Genomic DNA, 17,898 nt, shown 5'->3' with positions numbered 1-17,898 from the left:
ATTGGGTATAATTCCACTTTTATTGGATTGTGAGCAGCCTCTACTGTCAATCGATATTCTCCGGCCCTTTACGCATCTGCTGTCTATAGCGGCTGGGACTCACTCCCTCGGTCGTTTTGAATACTTTAATAAAATATTTATCTGTCCGATAGCCTGAGCGCTCGCCGATTTGGGCAATGGTCAGCTGAGTATGCAGCAGCAGCTCCTTGGCCCGTTGAATCCGTAGCCGGTGCAGATATTCACTAAAGGACAAGCCACTTTGCTCCTTAAACAAAACACTAAAATAGCTCGCATTCAGGTGTGAATGCGCCGCAGTCTGCGCCATCGTAATGGGTTCGTGAAGATGCTCCGCCATATAGGCGAAGGCTTGCCGTACTGGATCACTAAGCGTAGCCGCTTGGAGGTCAAGCTCTAGCAGCACAGGGTCAGCCAGCTTGTCCAGCTTCTTATATCGCTGCCGTTCCTCTTCCAGCTGAAGTGCTTCATTTACCGCATTCAGCAGCTCCTGCTTATCAATCGGCTTGAGCAAATAATTAACAGCTCCGAGACGAAGTGCCTGCTGGACATAATCAAACTCCGCATATCCCGAGATCACAATAATCGCCGGACGATGTGAATCTCGTTCCAGTGAACGGATTAAATCCAGCCCGCTGAATTCCGGTAATCGCACATCTGTAATGAGCAGATGAACCTTCTCTGCTTGCAGCATATGTGATGCCTCCAGGCCATTCCCTGATGTCATAATCCGGTATTTCCCTGCGGCCCACTGCTCCAGTGTCTGATGTATCCCCTGACGTGTTCTTTGTTCATCATCTACAATGACAATGGTCTTGGATGAAATGCTCATTTTTACCGCCCCCCGTATTCATCAGGAATTTCAAAAGCGACCAACGTTCCTTCCTGCACAGCACTGTGGATCAGTACACCCTCTGTTGGATAAGATGTGCTGTCATAATAGAGAGCCAGCCTCCGCTGCACATTAACCAGTCCCATACCAGTTCCCTTGCTCTGACAGGCAGATCCCTCTATCAACGCTGTACGTACAGCTGTAAGTTCCTCCTGTGTCATTCCAGGTCCGTTATCTATGATCTCAATCTTGGTCCAACCCAATCTCCCCGAAGGAGTGACTCGGATCTCAACACGACCGTTGCCGATACGATTTTCGACGCCATGTAAAATTGCATTCTCAAGAATAGGCTGGATTAGCAGTTTGGGAAGCGGAATTCTCGCCGCCTCTGACGGCATATGAATTTGCCAGCTCAGACGCTCACCCAGACGCATCTCCATCAGTTCCAGATACCGACGGATTTGGGCCATTTCTTCCCCAAGTGTCACCCAAGAGTCATGGTGAGCCGGTTCGATCACATAACGAAACAGCCGCGACATGGACACCATCAGCCCGGCAAGCTCCTCTTCTCCCTTCTCCTGTAGTGACCAGTTAAAAGCATCCAGCGTGTTAAAAAGAAAATGCGGGTTAATCTGTGCCTGTAGTGCTTTAAGCTCAGTTTGGCTTTGCAAAGCCTCCTTTTCACAAATGACGCGGATCAATTCATTAATATCGATAATCATCGTGTTGTACTCTGCGTTTAATTCCCTTAGTTCGACCGCTGCTGCAGGTTCTGGATTCAAGGCCAACGCCCCTTCCCGTGAACGGCGCATCGCCTGAATCAAGTGACCTATCGGCCTTGTAATCAACGTTGACAGCATAAAGGACATGAACAGGAATAGCACAGCCCCTAGAGACGCGGAAATAATAAGTGTTGTCCGTAAAACCGTAATTCCGTCTGTGACAACGCTAACTGGAATCAGGATCAGCAGCGACCAGCCTGTCCGCTCTGACTGCTGAACTGCTTTGACATATTCCCTTTTTCCAATGTGAACCGTCTGTGTCTTGCTGTGCAGTACATCTAACAAATTGGTCTGATTCATAGGCTCACCCGACAACAGTTGCCCTCGGCGATCTACAAGCAGCATGGTTTCATTTGCTTCTCCATCAGATGCTGACGCACCATTTAGCCCAAAATAACTTCGTTCCATGCGGGTAATCAGATATCCTCCGCGTGAAAACCAGCGATCCACCAGGCTCACCTGCCGAATCGCCAGCAGCGACCGGGGGTCCTCAGGATCTATACCGATCCAGACGAGCCGTCCTTTCATCTCATTCGCTTCCCGAATGCCCGGCTGGCCGATACGGTCCTCCAGACTGCCTTCTCTAATCGGGAATAACATCTTTCCTTTAGCGGTATACAACTCCAGCGAGCCAACGCTCGGCATATAAGCTTGATAGCTATGCATCACTTGCAGTAGCGACTGGCGCTGTTCGAAAGTCACCTGACTCCCATTGCGTTCCTCCAGCAAAATATGCTGAACAGATGGATGATTCGCCACTTGTTCTGTCAGGCTGTCCATCTGGCCGATTAATGCATCCAGTCTGCCACTTGCTTGTACTGCGGTCTGACCAATATGCCGCTCGGCGCTGTCTTTTAGCAGGTCAGAGACATTGAGGTAAATGAACGCCCCCGCCACACTCATCATAATGAGCATCACCAGTATAAAGCCGATAAAGATCTGATTACGCAATGTGTTTAATGATTGGAACCTTGAATGCATATGCCTTCTCCCCCTGAATCATTGCAGAAAAATTGATAATGATAGCGCTTTCCATTTTCTATTCTAGCGCATTGCTCTCCTTTATTGGCATCTTTTTAGCAGAGATTAATTAAAAGGGCCAGCCCTCTTAGGAATCATTTGTTTGATAATAGCACGTAATAACGATATATATTAAAAAAGCCTTAACAAAGATAACACCTTATCCTTGTTAAGACTTCATCTGCATTACCAGTAGCAATTCTCAGGGTTACATTCAATGGCTTCAGACATTATCTTGTCGATAACGAAGTCCATTTTTGCTCCAGCCACTGATCAAATTCAGCACCCTTGTTGCCTTCATATACGTCATAAATATCGACTCTCATCTTGTGCAGCTTCTCGCGAAAATCGTTATAGGTATGATCGGCTGGCAGGCTTTTTTTAATCCGCACCAAGATCTTCGTTAAGCCCTTAACAAGCTCTCCCTCTTTGCGCACAGGCGGCTGTACGTTTTCGCCCCATTCCTGAAGCTTGCGGTAAGCGGCCTCCTGAACAGCATATACCATATCATTATTCATTCGGTGCGTCAGCAAGTCAATCGTCTGCTGGTTCTTCCATGCACCTAGATCATTCACCGCAGCTAAACGCGCTTTCCAATCGGAGGTTCGGTTTGCAGCTACTTTAAGCTGCTCATATACTTCTGCAAATTCCTGCTGAGTTTCGTTGTTTTCCAAATTATCTCATCCTTTTCTAGAAATCACTATATTGCTGTTCATCACGATTGCCGTTTGTTAAATATAACATACTTACAGGTCTTCTTCTAAAAAAGATCATAATAAAATGTGAAGAACACCTAACCTAACTACCGTTTGTTACAAATCTAATGAATTCGACGAAATCTTTAAAAATATACGAATTTTATGAACTTGTTTGATGGAAGATTTGAACATAAAATGAAAATGTAATCGGTTACAACATTATTTAAATAAAGGAGGAAGCAAGAATCATGAAGAAAAAAGGGTTGAAAAAAACATTTTTCGTCATTGCCTCCCTCGTCATGGGCTTCACACTGTATGGGTACACTCCACCTTCGGCAGATGCAGCCAGCGTGAAAGGATACTATCACACCCAAGGAAACAAGATTGTAGATGAATCGGGGAAAGAGGCCGCATTTAACGGTCTGAATTGGTTCGGTCTGGAAACTCCTAATTACACCTTGCATGGACTGTGGGGCCGCTCAATGGACGACATGCTGGATCAAGTAAAGAAAGAAGGCTATAATCTGATTCGTCTGCCTTACAGCAATCAGTTATTCGATTCCAGCTCCCGTGCAGACAGTATTGATTACTACAAAAATCCTGATCTGGTCGGCTTGACTCCGATTGAAATTATGGACAAGCTGATCGAAAAAGCTGGACAACGCGGTATTCAGATTATCCTTGACCGTCATCGTCCAGGCTCAGGTGGACAATCCGAGCTATGGTATACTTCCCAGTACCCTGAGTCTCGCTGGATTAGCGACTGGAAGATGTTAGCTGAACGGTATAAAAACAACCCTACCGTCATTGGTGCAGATTTACACAACGAGCCGCACGGTCAGGCAAGCTGGGGGACAGGCGATGTCTCCACAGACTGGCGTCTCGCGGCGCAGCGTGCAGGGAATGCTATTCTGTCCGTGAACCCGAATTGGCTGATTCTCGTAGAAGGTGTGGACCACAATGTCAAAGGCAACAACAGCCAATATTGGTGGGGCGGCAACCTGACAGGTGTGGCTAATTATCCTGTCGTTCTGGACGTACCGAACCGTGTCGTATATTCACCACATGATTACGGTCCTGGTGTATCTTCGCAGCCATGGTTTAACGACTCGACCTTCCCGTCCAACCTGCCAGCGATCTGGGATCAAACTTGGGGCTACATCAGCAAACAAAACATAGCTCCGGTGCTGGTCGGTGAATTTGGTGGTCGTAGTGTTGATTTGTCCTCCCCTGAGGGAAAATGGCAAAATGCACTCGTAGACTATATCGGTGCCAACAACCTGTACTTTACGTATTGGTCCCTGAATCCGAATAGCGGCGACACAGGCGGTCTGCTGCTGGATGACTGGGTTACCTGGAATCGTCCGAAGCAGGACATGCTAAGCCGGATTATGAAGCCTGTTCATTTCATAGCGGAACAAGCGAAAGCAGCAGCCGAATAGGCACAGGACTTCACTTTGTTTATTCAAAAAGCCGATTTTCCTCCTTCAGGTCAGATTATGCTGAGACTATGAAGAGGTGGAGAAACGGTTTTTTTGTTCTTCCAGTTTTACACATTGTAAATCCCACATTGAATGGGGCATTTTGTAAAATAAATCTCTCTTTTAACCGATAAATACATATGTTGGATTTGAAAATTATTTCGACGCAGGACGCACCATGAACGTAAACTAATCAGAAAGGAAGTTTGCAAGTGATTATTTGGAAGGGTTTCGGTATTTTAAACGTCATTATTCCAGCGATTTTATTTTTTATTGTCGGGAGTTTAGTATCCGCTCTAGGGCTTGACTCTATAGATTCAAGATTGCCGATGGCTTTTGTGTTCATTGTGTCAGGAGTTATTATCTGGCATTTGGGAAAAGCACTCAACGCCGACTCAGACAAAGTGCTAGTTGACATGGAAACAGGACAACGCTATCGGATGGGAACCCAGCACAGTTTGTTTTTTATCCCTATGCATTATTGGGGCCCTGCCGGTCTAGTGATCGGATTTGTTTTAATCGTTGCATCCATATTTATATAACGTGGATTGGAAAACATGAGTGATTCCAAACACCGCAATGCGAGCTAGTTGCTCCCCTTGCGGTGTTTTTCTTTTTGCAGATGGATCGATTATGAATGAATACTCCCCTGGTTTATTTGTGATAAAGCTCTTCTCACAAGCTGGTCAGCTTGTCGAGTGGTCTCAGGTAAGCGATATTTCGGACACAGCTTTAATATCCAGTTGCAGGCCGTTTCTAGTGAAATACGATGGCCCACAGATACAAATATAGGTTTAATGTTGGTCTGGGTTCTTAACGCTCCACCGATAATCTCCTCATGATCCATTAATAACGAACATGCCCCACGTTCTTGAGAGGGCTCTTCGAATTCACCCCATAACCTCGTTTTGCCACATCCGATTGCAGGAATATCAAACATAACACCTAAATGACTGGCTAATCCAAATCGTCTAGGGTGAGCTATTCCTTGTCCATCGCAGACGACCAGTTGGGGAGAGTTCTTAATTTGCTTCAATGCCTTAACTATAGGCGGTAGCTCCCTGAATGAAAACAAGCCCGGGATGTAGGGAAAATGGACAGCATCTTCAACCACTACAGACTCTACTATTTGTAATGAGCTGGCATCTAAAATGACGATGGCCGCAACTAAGAGATCACTTTGTTCACTGTAGGCCACGTCTACGCCGGCAACATATTGAATTTCAGAAAATCGATCTTCTTTTATAACTTTTAAAGCTAACTCCTGCTGTAATTTTACGGCTTCCTTTTCATCTATATTCCATTTGTGATTTATGATGGGTTGCATTTTTCTGTGCCTCATTTCTATCCTCTTAAAATGTAGATTTCCGAATGCAGGCAAAAACCTAGCTCATGCTACGACCTAGCTGTTCAACCTTGCTCAGCCATTCGTTACGCTGTTGGTCTGTCCTCTTATTCATAAGATCAATTGTTGTAGAACGTACCGGCTTGACACCACATAAATGTAATGTGGAATCCTTCATCATCCGATGCCCAGGCTGTCCCTGGAAAAATCGGTAGTACCAGTGCGGGCCGTCCATCGTGGTGATTAAGCGGGCTGTCCTTCCTTTTAGAAGCTTGTCAGGCAGGGGTTTTCCTTTTTGATACTTAAACGCAAACCCCGGCATAAAGATACGGTCAATGAATCCTTTCATTAATGCAGGCAAGCTGCCCCACCAGATCGGAAAGACAAAAACGAGATGTTCTGCCCATTTAATCGATTCCTGTGCTTGGATCAAATCAGGCTCCAGCGGCAATTTATTCCTATATCCACCTGACAGATTTGGATTAAATTCCAATGCGGATAGCTGCAATAAGCGAACCTCAGCCCCTGCGTACTTGGCTCCTTTTACATAAGATTGAGCCAGCGCTTCTCCATAACTGTCAGCGACCGGATTTCCCTGAATCACCAAAATTTTTTTAGACATATAAGCCACTTCCTATTCCATATTATGGTTTTAGTTAGAGAACACTAACTTTATATTTAAAAGAAAAGGCCACTACTGACCTTTACTTAATAATGCCGTTAAACGTTGCTTAATCTCTGCTGCCAATGGAACCAGTTGCTGCGGGAGTTCACCTTCCAGGCTGGACACGGACAAGCGTGTAAAGGCTCCAATAATGAGCACACCGGATAGTTGAGCATTCTGCTGCGGGAGTTCCCCTTGCTGAATCCCTTGTTCGATGAATTCAGTCAACGCCTCCAGCGGCTGACGGACATTTTGGCTCTGGCTTGCTTCAACATACAGCTCATGATGCTGTGACAACAAAAGCAATCCATATTGGTCCTCATCATGCATATTCAGCACTTCATCCACCAGTTGGTGGAAACGACTGAGAAAGCTCCCACTCTGCTTGCGATAAAAATCAATCAAGGTGGTGTAGCTATTGCAATATTGTCCGAATACTTCCAAAGCCATCGCATCTTTGCTCTTAAAATGCTTATAAATCGCGGCATCCGTTACACCGGCAGCCTCTGCAATTTCTTTAACCGAAATCCCATCAATTCCTTTGGTTGCAAATAAGCACATCGCTGCCTGCAAAATATCCTTCTTTTTACTGTCTACATGTGTTTTCTTATTCATAGGGATATAGTAAGTGATTACTAACTAAATTGCAACACAAATTTATACAGTTTCAACCTGTCTGTATGCTTGAATTTAAAATCCATCGTAATAAGCCTAAAATACCATTTTTTTATAAATGAATGGTCATGTTATGAATACGTTAAATGATACGTGTATCGCCCCATTTTATTCCTATAAAATACATATGTAACCGAATAAGGCGGGCGTTCTGAACTGTTCATAAATATCTAATTAACGATTCAATATAAGAATCAACGTAATGATGCATAAGGCGGCTCGAAAGAACGACGTTATCTGTTTTTAGGTGAAATTATTGATGCTCTTCGTACTGTGTGGGATGGTCCGTTATTTATACAAATTTCTGCTGACGGATATAGCCCGCTCGCAATGGAATATGTCCATCACATAAAGTATTCATTGCGAGCGAGTCATGCACTGTAACGCACACTAAATTGAACAATTTCCACAATAATAGGTGTGCCCGAAGAAATAGTCTCCCCTTCGGCAAGGTATATTGTCAGTGATGAAGGCGTCAAGCTGAACAACGTGCTTTCCTGTAACATACCGTTAATATACAGATTGGCATAACTATTGCTTCCGACATGAAACCGCTGAAAAGCCTCCTGCACACCATCTAGAGAAAATTGATTCGCCATAATCGTAACCGAAGATTCGATCGGATCAGGAGTAAAATAAAAATACCGCTCAGCCGTAGGGACAATTTCAATATTAGAGATGTCAGGTGCCGGACCTGCTGGACCAGTTATACCTTGGGCTCCAGTAGGGCCGGTTACGCCCTGTGTCCCAATAGGACCCGGTATGCCCTGTGCTCCAGTAGGACCTGGTATACCTTGTGCTCCGGTAGGGCCAGGTGTACCTGTTGCGCCTCCACTACCTGGAGCTCCAGCTGGGCCGGGTACTCCCGGTGCTCCCTGTACTCCTGATGGACCTTGTATTCCTGGTATTCCTGGTATTCCTGGTATTCCTGGTGTTCCCGCTGTTTCTGGCGCTCCTATCACCCCGGCTTCGCCTGGCAGACCTTGCTTTCCTGTCTGCTCCATTTTCTTCCTCCGTTTGGCAGGAGTATTTCTGAAGCGCCGTTGTATAATGATTAGCTTTGAATGCTTTTGGGCATGGAGCCCCGTTTTTATTTTACCTTTGAATGGATACCCGGACTTACACTTCTTTCGTTTGCTGATCTTGCAATGTACCGCTCTCTTTCCTTGCTTCCTTCGTGATCCATCACGTCTCCTCATACCAGCCGTACACACCTCCTCCTCTCACGCTTATGTATTGTATGCACATCTCCCCTTAAAGTCTTAGGCATTTGTAATATGTAGATTACAAGTAATCGCTTTCTTTTTGGGTACAGCAAATTAGGGCCTTCTCCATTTACCCTATTATTAATAGGAAGGTTAATATGCCGTTTCCGAATAGGTTGAAAAATCATTTATTGATTAAGAGCCAGCGAATGGCTCATACCACATACTAGTAAAGAAAGGAGGTGAAAACTATGCCCATCATAAAACCTGTGTACACAGCAGTAGCTACTGCTCCCGTAGCAACGGGTGGTGCCATAAGCACGTCTGTAACCCCAGCCGTGACTCGTTTTTTTGCAACAATTACAGCCGGGATGATCGGAGCAACAACAACAACTATTCCTGCCGCTAGCTTCGTAGATGACGCCGATACTCCAGTCGTTGCTTTGCCAACATTAACGGCTACTGATTCTGCTAATTATTATATTAATGGAGTTATTCAGCAGAGCTCCTTATTCACCCTAACCACGGCAAATCTGGTCATTGCCTCCGTAGATATTACACCAGGTGTCCCCGCTGTCATAGAAATATCCGATTTTAGCGGCACAACCTCCACCATCACAACCCAGCCTACCATCTCTGCCCCTACCGTAACGATTATCACATAAGGCGTTTCAATGATTTTGAACCTACCTGGACTGAATGGTGATTCCACGCTGGACACTACCCCGAGTAAGCAAGAAAAAGACCGATGCAGATATTAATATCTGCATCGGTCTCTTAAATTCTCAATAATCTAGTCTATTTTCAATTTGACTGGGTACTGCATGATTAAGGCAATATAGCAAAGGAACGCACCGGAAACCCAGGAGAATCCTGAATGCTTGGAACAATATTATAAATGATCGCACCCGTCGGAGGCAGCTTATCCAAATTTGTCAGCACCTCAACTTGATATCGATCTTGCTCCAATACGTAATATTCCCCCACCAGTTTGCCCGCTTTTCGATAAGCTACAGAGGAGTCAGTATCCAGTGTTTCATGTCCGATAGCAGCAACATTTCGTTCCTCTATTAAAAAGCGCAGCGCATCCAGCGACCACCCTGGGCAATGTGCATCTCCGGCGTTGTCCATGTTCGAGAAGGCATCTGGGTCAGGCCAACGCTTGCTCCAGTCACTGCGAAAGGCGACAAAGGATTGTTCGGCAATACGTCCGTGATCTTTTTCAAAATCCAGAATATCCGTAACCGTAAGCTCATAGTCGGAATTGGCTGCAACGGCTGCTGAACGGTCTATGACAACCAGCGGCAAAACCAGCTCCTTCAACGAAAGCTCATGTAAATAACGCTTACCCTTCACAAAATGAACAGGGGCATCGATGTGGGTTCCATACTGCCCTGGAAAGCAGTATTGCTTTACAAAAAAGCCATCGTCGTGGGTAAACAGGGTATCCACCTGAACATTATCGAAAACCGGAAAATGGGGAATTTCGGGATAAAAGGCATGGGATAAGTCCACCCACTCTTTTTGCTTCAACAACTTCAAGATATCTGCTACATGCTCTGCCATGATGCCCATTCCTCCTCAGTTTTATTACAAGCATTGTACCTGAGGATACCACAAAAATCCATAATTATCCTGTCAGTTCCTCTCACTTTTTGACTTGAAATCGTTAACATTACGAGAAAAATGATTCTATCTTTATCCACCCAAAAATTCCATATAATCATATATACAATTCCTATTTCATATGATTGTTAACGTTTTCATTTACATGTATGCATTTTGATTGGAAAAAGTAGGACCCTATTGAATTATTTAAAAATTCGACAAAAATTTTAGTATGTAACTTTTATTATATTAACAAATACTGGTACACAAAGTATGATAGAACATGTAGAAACTACAGGAGCACCCGGGACTCCCTCGTTCGTCTACTCCATTTATCCAATATACGGAGGTATTTTATGAAAAAGAGATTTTCACTCGGAATCGCAGCCGTGTTACTACTCGCTACTCTGGCTCCCGTGGGTGCACCTGCTCATGCAGCAAACGATATTGGCAAGGAGACACTTGGCAGCAAAAACGGCTGGGCAGCCTTTTCTACAGGTACAACAGGTGGAGCTGCTGCTACTTCCTCCAATATTTTCACCGTAACGAACCGCAAGCAACTTGTCGATGCTTTAGGCAAAAGCAGTAACACTACGCCCAAAATTATTTATGTTAAAGGTACAATCAACGCCAACGTCGATGACAATAATAAAGCGCTAGGATTGAACGATTACAAGGACCCTAAGTATGATTTCAATGCTTATCTCAAGGCGTATGATCCATCTACCTGGGGGAAAAAGGTTCCTTCCGGTACATTGGAAGACGCACGTAAGGCTTCACAAAAAAATCAAGCCAGTCGTGTCGTTATTGAGATCCCATCGAATACGACGATTGTCGGTTTGGGCAACAATGCCGTCATTAATGGGGCAAACCTCCAATTGAAAAAGGGTACAGACAACGTCATTATCCGTAATATTGAGTTTCAGGATGCCTACGATTATTTCCCGCAGTGGGACCCAACGGATGGCAGCACAGGCAACTGGAATTCAGAGTACGACAGCATTACTATTAATGGAGCTACACATGTATGGGTGGATCACAACACGTTCAACGACGGATCTCACCCCGATAGCGGAAACGGCACCTTCTACGGTCAAGAATACCAGCATCATGATGGACTGCTCGATGTGATTAACCAAGGTGATTTGGTTACCATTTCATACAATCACTTTTACGATCATGACAAAACCTCCATTATCGGCAACAGCGATAGCAAAACAGCAGATGAAGGGGCTTTACGTGTAACCCTGCATCACAATTATTATGAGAATACAGTACAACGCACACCGCGCGTACGTTATGGACAAGTCCATCTCTATAATAATTACTATACAGGTGATGTAAAACGCTCTGAATACCCTACACTGTATATATGGGGTGCAGGCAAAGCCTCCAAAATCTTTGCTGAAAACAATGTTATTGACGTTGCGGGACTGTCCGCAGCCAAAATTGTGTCTGTTTTTGGTGGAACTGCCTTGTCAGACACTGGCACGCTTCTGAATGGGCAGGCCGTAAACGCAGGCTCCAGCGCAGGTCTTAGCTCCTCTGTAGGCTGGAAACCATCCTTGAACGATAAAATTTCCCCATCCACCAGCGTGAAGGCAGAGGTCACTTCCCAAGCCGGTTCTGGCAAGCTGTAAACGCTGCCAAATCATACAATTTAACCACAGGAACATACAACCTGTGGTGTTACAGCAAAAAGGCTGTTCCTCCGTAATAACCCACACGGAGAAACAGCCTTTTTTATTTATCATTTGATGATTTACAAATTATATCGTACATCAGCTGCCGTATTGTTCAACTAAAACCGGCTTTTCAAATGCGTTATCCAGCTTGCGAAGTTTAGCCTTCACCGCTTCTGGCGGCTCAACCGCAGGTGCATCTGGATGAAGCAGCCATGACTTCACAAAGTGTGTATCCGACAATTGATAGAGTGGTGGTTCTTTCTCAAAGTCAATTTTCATGGCATAGGAACTGCGGGCTGCAAAAGCATCCCCTACAGGTGGATGCAGCAGATCCGGTGGCGTTCCAGGGATCGCAGCCAGCTTCTGACCATGGCTGTCCAAACTAGGCATGGAAGCGAGGAGTCCCCATGTATATGGATGTTTTGGGTTATAGAAAATTTCATTAACCGTTCCTGTTTCCACGATTTGTCCTGCATACATAACAGCTACACGATCCGCCATCTTTGCCACAACACCAAGGTCATGAGTAATAAAGATGATAGAGGTATCGATCTTTTTCTGAAGGTCCTTCATCAATTCCAAGATTTGAGCTTGAATCGTTACGTCCAGCGCAGTCGTCGGCTCATCGGCAATCAGAAGTTTCGGATTAGCAGCCAAAGCCATTGCAATGACGACACGTTGACGCATACCACCACTGAACTCATGCGGATATTGGTTAAAACGCTGTTCAGGATGTGGAATACCTACCAGATTCAGCAACTCAATGCCCCGCTTGCGAGCAGCATCCTTGGATATTTTCTCATGCTTGAATAGCACTTCGGTAATCTGCTTGCCGACCTTCATCGTTGGGTTAAGCGAAGTCATAGGGTCCTGAGAAATCAGGCCAATTTCCTTACCACGAATCTTTTGCATCTGCTTTTCCGTTTTATTAATCAGCTCTTGTCCGTCAAACATAATTTGACCCTTTTGGTAAACGCCCGGAGGGGTCGGGATCAGCTTCATAACAGCTTGTGAGGTTACGCTTTTGCCTGAGCCGGATTCGCCCACAATCGCCAGCGTCTCTCCTTTATTGACATGAAAGTTTACGCCACGAATGGCCTGCACTAGTCCCTGACGGGTCTTGAAAGATATCGTTAAGTCCTTCACTTCCAAAAGGCGGTTCATCTCATCACTCTTTCATTTATTATTCATCACTATTATTGACCACTATCTAAAAAAACGACGTTCATGAGTCAAGGTATATACGAATAATTTTACTCATTTTAGTACCTGCCAGTCAAGCAATATCTAAAATATCACCAAAAACCTTTCATGAGATGTCATGTTAACGGCATATTTTAGCAAAAAATTGATCATTTTTAACCATTTTTGCCTCATTTATAACATGTGTTATAACATGCGTTGAATGTAGCTGAAGCGTGCCCCACCTAATGGCGATCTTGTACACAGCAATTCTCCATTCAGTCGAGAGGCTATTTGACGGCAGATAGCCAATCCTAAACCCGTGACGCCATTTGAGCCGGTATAGAATCTGCCGAACACCTCGGCTGCTTCAGATTCGGTTAGACCTTTCCCATCATCATCTACGTGCATAGCCCACACAACCTCCGGTGTTGTCCCTGTCTCCAAATGAATGACAACCTCCGTAGAGGTGTGCCGAACTGCATTTTGCAGCAAATTCAATATCATGCGGAATAATTGCTCGGCCGGAACAGCCACATGCAGACCTTCTCCCTCCACTCGCAACGAGATAGAGCGTTCACTGGCCATCGGCATCAACAGATGCACAGCGTCCTCAGCCATACTCCTCAGATCAATCAAAGAGATTGGCCATTCCTCATTCAGCGCCTCCAGCCTTGATAGCTGAAGCAGCTTTTCCACCATATCAATTAATCGCTGGGATTGCACTTTAATAATGCTCAGTCCCTCGTCCTGGGATACCACTTGATCCTGAATGGCGTATACATAGCCTTGAATGGACATTAACGGCGTCCTTAGCTCGTGTGATACATTTTGCAGAAATTCAATTTGGCTGTTGTGGTGCTGCTGAATGCGGGCAGACATGGAATGAAAGGTGCCTATCAGTTCGCCAATTTCACTTTTGTCCGCCTGTGGAAAATCACTATCCTGTGGCTGATTCGGCTCATAGTTGCCTACCGCTTCCTTTAATCGTTTGAGCGGACGTACCAGTCGTGAAACAATCATCAGCCCAATAACAAGAATCACCAGAAAACTCGCGACGATCGACAGCAACGTAGTTCTCATTAACGGTACATATAGGGCTCTCAAAGAAGATAAGGGGGAGTATACAAAGATGCGAAAAGGTTGGCCAGGCAATTCTTCATTCGTAAACAGTATCTTTTTACCTTGAAGAACAGCAACGCCTTCATGTGTAGTAACCAAATCATGAGCGGATGGATGAACCGATGCAAAAAATCCTTGGCGAGTCAAAAGCAAACGCTCGATCTTTTTGCCTTCCATCCCAGAGACACTGGAGTCAATGATGCGGTTATCTGTGCTTAAAATAAAATAATCGGCAGATAACAGCACACCCTTGATAACATAGTTAAATTCGGCATTATCCAGTCGATCAAAGCCTCCGTCACTCATAATGTGGACGGCTTTTCGTGCCTGCTCATGAAGCTTGGATTTGGCCTGATTCACCAGAATGTCATCAATGAGCCTGATAAACAAAACCACCGTAATACAGACGGTAATCAGCATGGCAATGGACAGGGACAACAGAATTTTGGCTCTCATCGTACGCATGGCTACATCTCCTGAACCGTTGCTTTGTATCCAAACCCCCATACCGTGTTAATGACGAGTGTGGAGTGGTATTCTGCCAACTTTTTGCGAATACGTTTGACCAGATCATCTACGACTCTCACATCACCTATAAAATCATAGCTCCACACCTGCTGAATCAAATGCTCTCTGCCAAAAGGTCGTTCAAGATGATTCGCAAGAAATAACAACAGATCGAACTCACGTGAGGTCAAATTCACCGCTCGTCCGTCTACTGTAACTTTACGAAAATCAGCAAAAATGCACAGATTGCCCGCATGGCAAGGATTTGCGCCCTCTGCCGCTTGCTTGTCATCCGATGCAGACGTTCCAGCCTTGCTCAGTCTCAGCATCGCTTTGACCCTTCCCACCAATTCTCTTGGATTAAAAGGCTTGGTCAAAAAATCACTGCATCCCAATTCCAGCCCGTGGATACGGTCACTTTCCTCTCCGCGCGCGGAGATCATAATGATCGGCATTTCTGTAAATTCACGAAGCTGAGTCAGAAGAGAGAGCCCGTCAATACCCGGCATCATAATATCCAGCACCAGACAATCCGGATGGTTTGTTCGGATATGCTCCACCAGTGTTTTCCCACTGGAAAAGGAGGTTACCTCATAGGACTCTTTTTTCAAATATTCAGATATTAATTGCAAAATGAACACATCGTCATCCACTACTACTATTTTTGTCATAGCCTTAACCCCTTGCCGTTATTCTGGATGCTAGCATCCTTTCTTTAAGATTAACAGAAGCTCAGCAGAATAGACAAAAGACGGGTATACCGTTCCCGGTCCCGTCTTTTCTTATCATGAATCGCTGTTGTATATGCCAGGCGAACTGATAGCCAACTACACTGCAACCTTATTTCTTGGTTGTGACTGTTTTAGCTGCTGCTTTTGGAGCTGTTTTCACCGTTTTTGGAGCTGTTTTTGCTGGGACTGCTTTTTTTACTGGAGCTTTATGGGTCACTTTTTTAGCTACAACGTGTTGTGCGCGAGTTTTATGTGCCGCTACCTTGCGTTGAACAGCGTTATGTTTTTTTGCATGGTGTTTAACTGTGCGGTGTTTTGCTTTCACTGCTTTTGCTTTGTGGCTTGCCACTTTTTTCGCAACAGCTTTTTTGGCAGGAGCTTTCTTGGCATTGGTTGTTGCTTTATGAGCTGTTACAGCTTTTTTAACAGGTGCTTTCACCACAGGTGTTTTCGTTGCAGGTGCTTTTGATGGTGTTTTGCTAGCAGGAGTCGTAACCGCAGGAGCTTTGACGGCTGGTGCAGTGGTGGCTGGAGTTGTAGTTGCTGTAGCGGCGAATGCGCTGCTTGCTCCTCCCAGTACGCTTACTACGGTCAATACGGCTGCTGCATTTTTAGTCCATTTTTTCATGATTGAATCACCTCTCCTTTAAAGTATCTTTAGCTTATCAGGAGAATTCGGGATAATTGTGGAGCAAATATGTGAAAAGTATATGAAAAAGCGTGCAGCTCTGTATCAGGAAAATACATGAGTCTGCACGCTATGAGTGTTACAGTCATCACCGTCGTCAACCAATGGCAATCCAGGAAATAATGCCATAGTTATGCGCGGTTTCATTCCACTTGGTTACGACGATCACCGCTCCGTCTGTCGTCTGAGATTTCAGCGTTGCATGGAAGAGAGGATGGTTCGTCATCGCTACCAACGTATAGTCCGGGTTCACAAATGGCTCCCCAAATACAATGGTTACTTCTGTCTCGCCTTCGCTCCCCTTTAAAAGAAACGGCGCTCTGCCAAACTGCTGCAATGCAGGCTGATTGGCACAAGTACGAACCGGGGTGATGCTCAAATGCTCTGGTGTCACTGCATTCAGTTCCAGCTCACGTGAGCCAACGGAACCCTCTACCAGATGACGACCTTCAATGCTCTGCTCTGCCACATGATGGCTTTGTATCGCAGCAGCCTGTAGATGCTCCGGACCGACAGCTTCTGGGCTCAGTACCTCACTATCAACGACCTGAGCCTGCAGATGGCTGCGAGATATACTGTCTGCCTGAAGTCTGTCGCCACTGACCCCTTCCTCCGGCAAAAGCCCCGAGAGATGTATATCTGTGGACAATTGAGCCAGTGTCACCGAGCCGGGTTTCAGATGGTGCGATTCAACGACTTCCTTTGCAATATGGTGGCCTTCAATTGCCTCCTCAGCCACATGGCGGGACTCCACCGTTCCATCTGCGAGTTTGCCCGACGTCACTGCTCCATCCTGCATAGCTTGCTCTGACACCGCCTGCCAGCCGATATGCTGTGACTGAATAGCTCCTGCTTGCAAATGCTCGGACTGGACAGAATCCAATGAAATGTGTCGGGACTGCACAACTCCCTCAGCCAGTGCTGATTCCTGAACCGCCCCATCGGACAAATGCTGGGAGTGCACGACATGCTCTGTCAAATGCACGGAGCTTACGCTGGCTTCCGCCAGATTCGAAGCACGCACCGCCCGAAGCGCAAGCTTCTCAGCGTTCACGCTGCCTGCCTGTAGCGCGTGAACAGACACACTACCTGGCGCAATATGCTGGATCGTCACTGCCGAAGGCTGCAAGTGGGCTGAGGTGACGGATTCCGGGGCCAGATGGCTCGACTGAATGGCCTCTTCTGCCAAATGATTGGCTTGCACAGCTTCATCCGTAATGTGCCATGGCTGCACCGAGTGAGCCGACAGTTTGGCGGTAGTCACACTCTCATCTGCCAATTTATCCGACGTAACAGATGCATCCTGTAGAACATCCGTCGATATCGACTGGGATACCAGATGCTCGCCCTGAATGGTTCCAGTGTGCAAATGATGCGACTGGATCGATTCCGGGGCAATATGCACGGATTTCACTGCTCCCTCTGCTAGCGTTGTATCCTGCACTGCGCCAGTTGCCAAATGCTGGGTGTGTACCGAATGTGCGGACAAATGCGTAGGACCAACGCTGCCTTCCGCAAGATTCGTCCCTTGCACCGAGTGAGCTGCCAGCTTCTCCGAGGTGATGCTTTCCGCTTGTAACGCACGACTAGACACACTATCTGGGGCCAGATGGCTCGCAAGTACCGCCGAAGACTGCAAGTGGGCTGAGGTGATAGAT

The 17,898-nt window shown here is 45.8% G+C and carries 17 protein-coding genes; 4 read left to right on the top strand and 13 right to left on the bottom strand.

All coding sequences use genetic code 11. The annotated features are described in order from the left end of the window. Positions 1-46 precede the first annotated feature (46 nt). The 3 genes from ABEW32_RS25635 to ABEW32_RS25625 form a co-directional block, all read right to left on the bottom strand. Entirely contained in the window at positions 47-847 is an 801-nt protein-coding gene (locus ABEW32_RS25635; protein WP_430193033.1) for a response regulator, read from the bottom strand. A gap of 2 nt (positions 848-849) precedes the next feature. Further along, entirely contained in the window at positions 850-2,610 is a 1,761-nt protein-coding gene (locus ABEW32_RS25630; protein WP_430193031.1) for a cache domain-containing sensor histidine kinase, read from the bottom strand. A gap of 269 nt (positions 2,611-2,879) precedes the next feature. Beyond that, entirely contained in the window at positions 2,880-3,323 is a 444-nt protein-coding gene (locus ABEW32_RS25625; RefSeq protein ID WP_430193029.1) for a HEAT repeat domain-containing protein, read from the bottom strand. Positions 3,324-3,595: 272 nt separating this feature from the next. On the opposite strand from ABEW32_RS25625, the gene ABEW32_RS25620 reads away from it, so the two are divergent. Together ABEW32_RS25620 and ABEW32_RS25615 are read left to right on the top strand one after the other, a co-directional pair. Further along, positions 3,596-4,789, top strand: coding sequence for a glycoside hydrolase family 5 protein (locus ABEW32_RS25620; protein WP_430193027.1), 1,194 nt, complete (start codon positions 3,596-3,598; stop codon positions 4,787-4,789). Between the two features lie 251 nt (positions 4,790-5,040). Continuing rightward, positions 5,041-5,370 (top strand): hypothetical protein, encoded by a 330-nt coding sequence (locus tag ABEW32_RS25615; RefSeq protein WP_063211224.1) that lies wholly within the window; start codon positions 5,041-5,043, stop codon positions 5,368-5,370. An 89-nt stretch (positions 5,371-5,459) separates the two neighbouring features. On the opposite strand, the gene nfi is transcribed toward ABEW32_RS25615, so the two are convergent. From nfi to ABEW32_RS25595, 4 genes are all read right to left on the bottom strand, one after another. Then, complete coding sequence (nfi, locus tag ABEW32_RS25610; protein WP_430193025.1) at positions 5,460-6,170, bottom strand: deoxyribonuclease V; 711 nt, start codon at positions 6,168-6,170, stop codon at positions 5,460-5,462. 43 nt (positions 6,171-6,213) lie between these two features. Further along, positions 6,214-6,795, bottom strand: coding sequence for an NAD(P)H-dependent oxidoreductase (locus tag ABEW32_RS25605; RefSeq protein ID WP_430193023.1), 582 nt, complete (start codon positions 6,793-6,795; stop codon positions 6,214-6,216). A 72-nt stretch (positions 6,796-6,867) separates the two neighbouring features. Then, positions 6,868-7,452 (bottom strand): TetR/AcrR family transcriptional regulator, encoded by a 585-nt coding sequence (locus tag ABEW32_RS25600; protein ID WP_430193021.1) that lies wholly within the window; start codon positions 7,450-7,452, stop codon positions 6,868-6,870. A 431-nt stretch (positions 7,453-7,883) separates the two neighbouring features. Next, the gene (locus tag ABEW32_RS25595; RefSeq protein ID WP_430193019.1) at positions 7,884-8,516 is read right to left on the bottom strand and encodes a DUF4183 domain-containing protein; all 633 of its coding nucleotides are present in this window, start codon (positions 8,514-8,516) and stop codon (positions 7,884-7,886) included. Between the two features lie 452 nt (positions 8,517-8,968). Here ABEW32_RS25595 and ABEW32_RS25590 point away from each other — a divergent pair, with 452 nt between their 5' ends. Continuing rightward, on the top strand, positions 8,969-9,382 hold the full coding sequence (locus ABEW32_RS25590; protein ID WP_430193017.1) for a DUF4183 domain-containing protein: 414 nt from the start codon (positions 8,969-8,971) through the stop codon (positions 9,380-9,382). A gap of 163 nt (positions 9,383-9,545) precedes the next feature. On the opposite strand, the gene ABEW32_RS25585 is transcribed toward ABEW32_RS25590, so the two are convergent. Continuing rightward, a complete protein-coding gene (locus ABEW32_RS25585; protein WP_430193015.1) occupies positions 9,546-10,283 on the bottom strand; it encodes a cyclase family protein in 738 nt (245 codons plus the stop codon). A 398-nt stretch (positions 10,284-10,681) separates the two neighbouring features. On the opposite strand from ABEW32_RS25585, the gene ABEW32_RS25580 reads away from it, so the two are divergent. Then, a complete protein-coding gene (locus ABEW32_RS25580; RefSeq protein ID WP_430193013.1) occupies positions 10,682-11,965 on the top strand; it encodes a pectate lyase family protein in 1,284 nt (427 codons plus the stop codon). A gap of 141 nt (positions 11,966-12,106) precedes the next feature. Here ABEW32_RS25580 and ABEW32_RS25575 read toward each other — a convergent pair whose 3' ends face one another. From ABEW32_RS25575 to ABEW32_RS25555, 5 genes are all read right to left on the bottom strand, one after another. Next, positions 12,107-13,174, bottom strand: coding sequence for an ABC transporter ATP-binding protein (locus ABEW32_RS25575; RefSeq protein ID WP_013372507.1), 1,068 nt, complete (start codon positions 13,172-13,174; stop codon positions 12,107-12,109). A 225-nt stretch (positions 13,175-13,399) separates the two neighbouring features. Next, positions 13,400-14,779 (bottom strand): sensor histidine kinase, encoded by a 1,380-nt coding sequence (locus ABEW32_RS25570; RefSeq protein ID WP_430193011.1) that lies wholly within the window; start codon positions 14,777-14,779, stop codon positions 13,400-13,402. 2 nt (positions 14,780-14,781) lie between these two features. Further along, a complete protein-coding gene (locus ABEW32_RS25565) occupies positions 14,782-15,492 on the bottom strand; it encodes a response regulator transcription factor (protein ID WP_430193009.1) in 711 nt (236 codons plus the stop codon). 169 nt (positions 15,493-15,661) lie between these two features. Then, complete coding sequence (locus tag ABEW32_RS25560) at positions 15,662-16,180, bottom strand: hypothetical protein (RefSeq protein ID WP_430193007.1); 519 nt, start codon at positions 16,178-16,180, stop codon at positions 15,662-15,664. Between the two features lie 157 nt (positions 16,181-16,337). Further along, the coding region (locus ABEW32_RS25555; RefSeq protein ID WP_430193005.1) for a WIAG-tail domain at positions 16,338-17,898 on the bottom strand (1,561 nt) is incomplete at its 5' end.

Origin of the sequence: Paenibacillus jamilae (genome assembly GCF_050482105.1) — a bacterium.
Taxonomy (GTDB): Bacteria; Bacillota; Bacilli; order Paenibacillales; family Paenibacillaceae; genus Paenibacillus; species Paenibacillus jamilae_B.
Note: the sequence above shows the minus strand (reverse complement) of the source record. Positions and strands in the feature narration are given on the sequence as shown.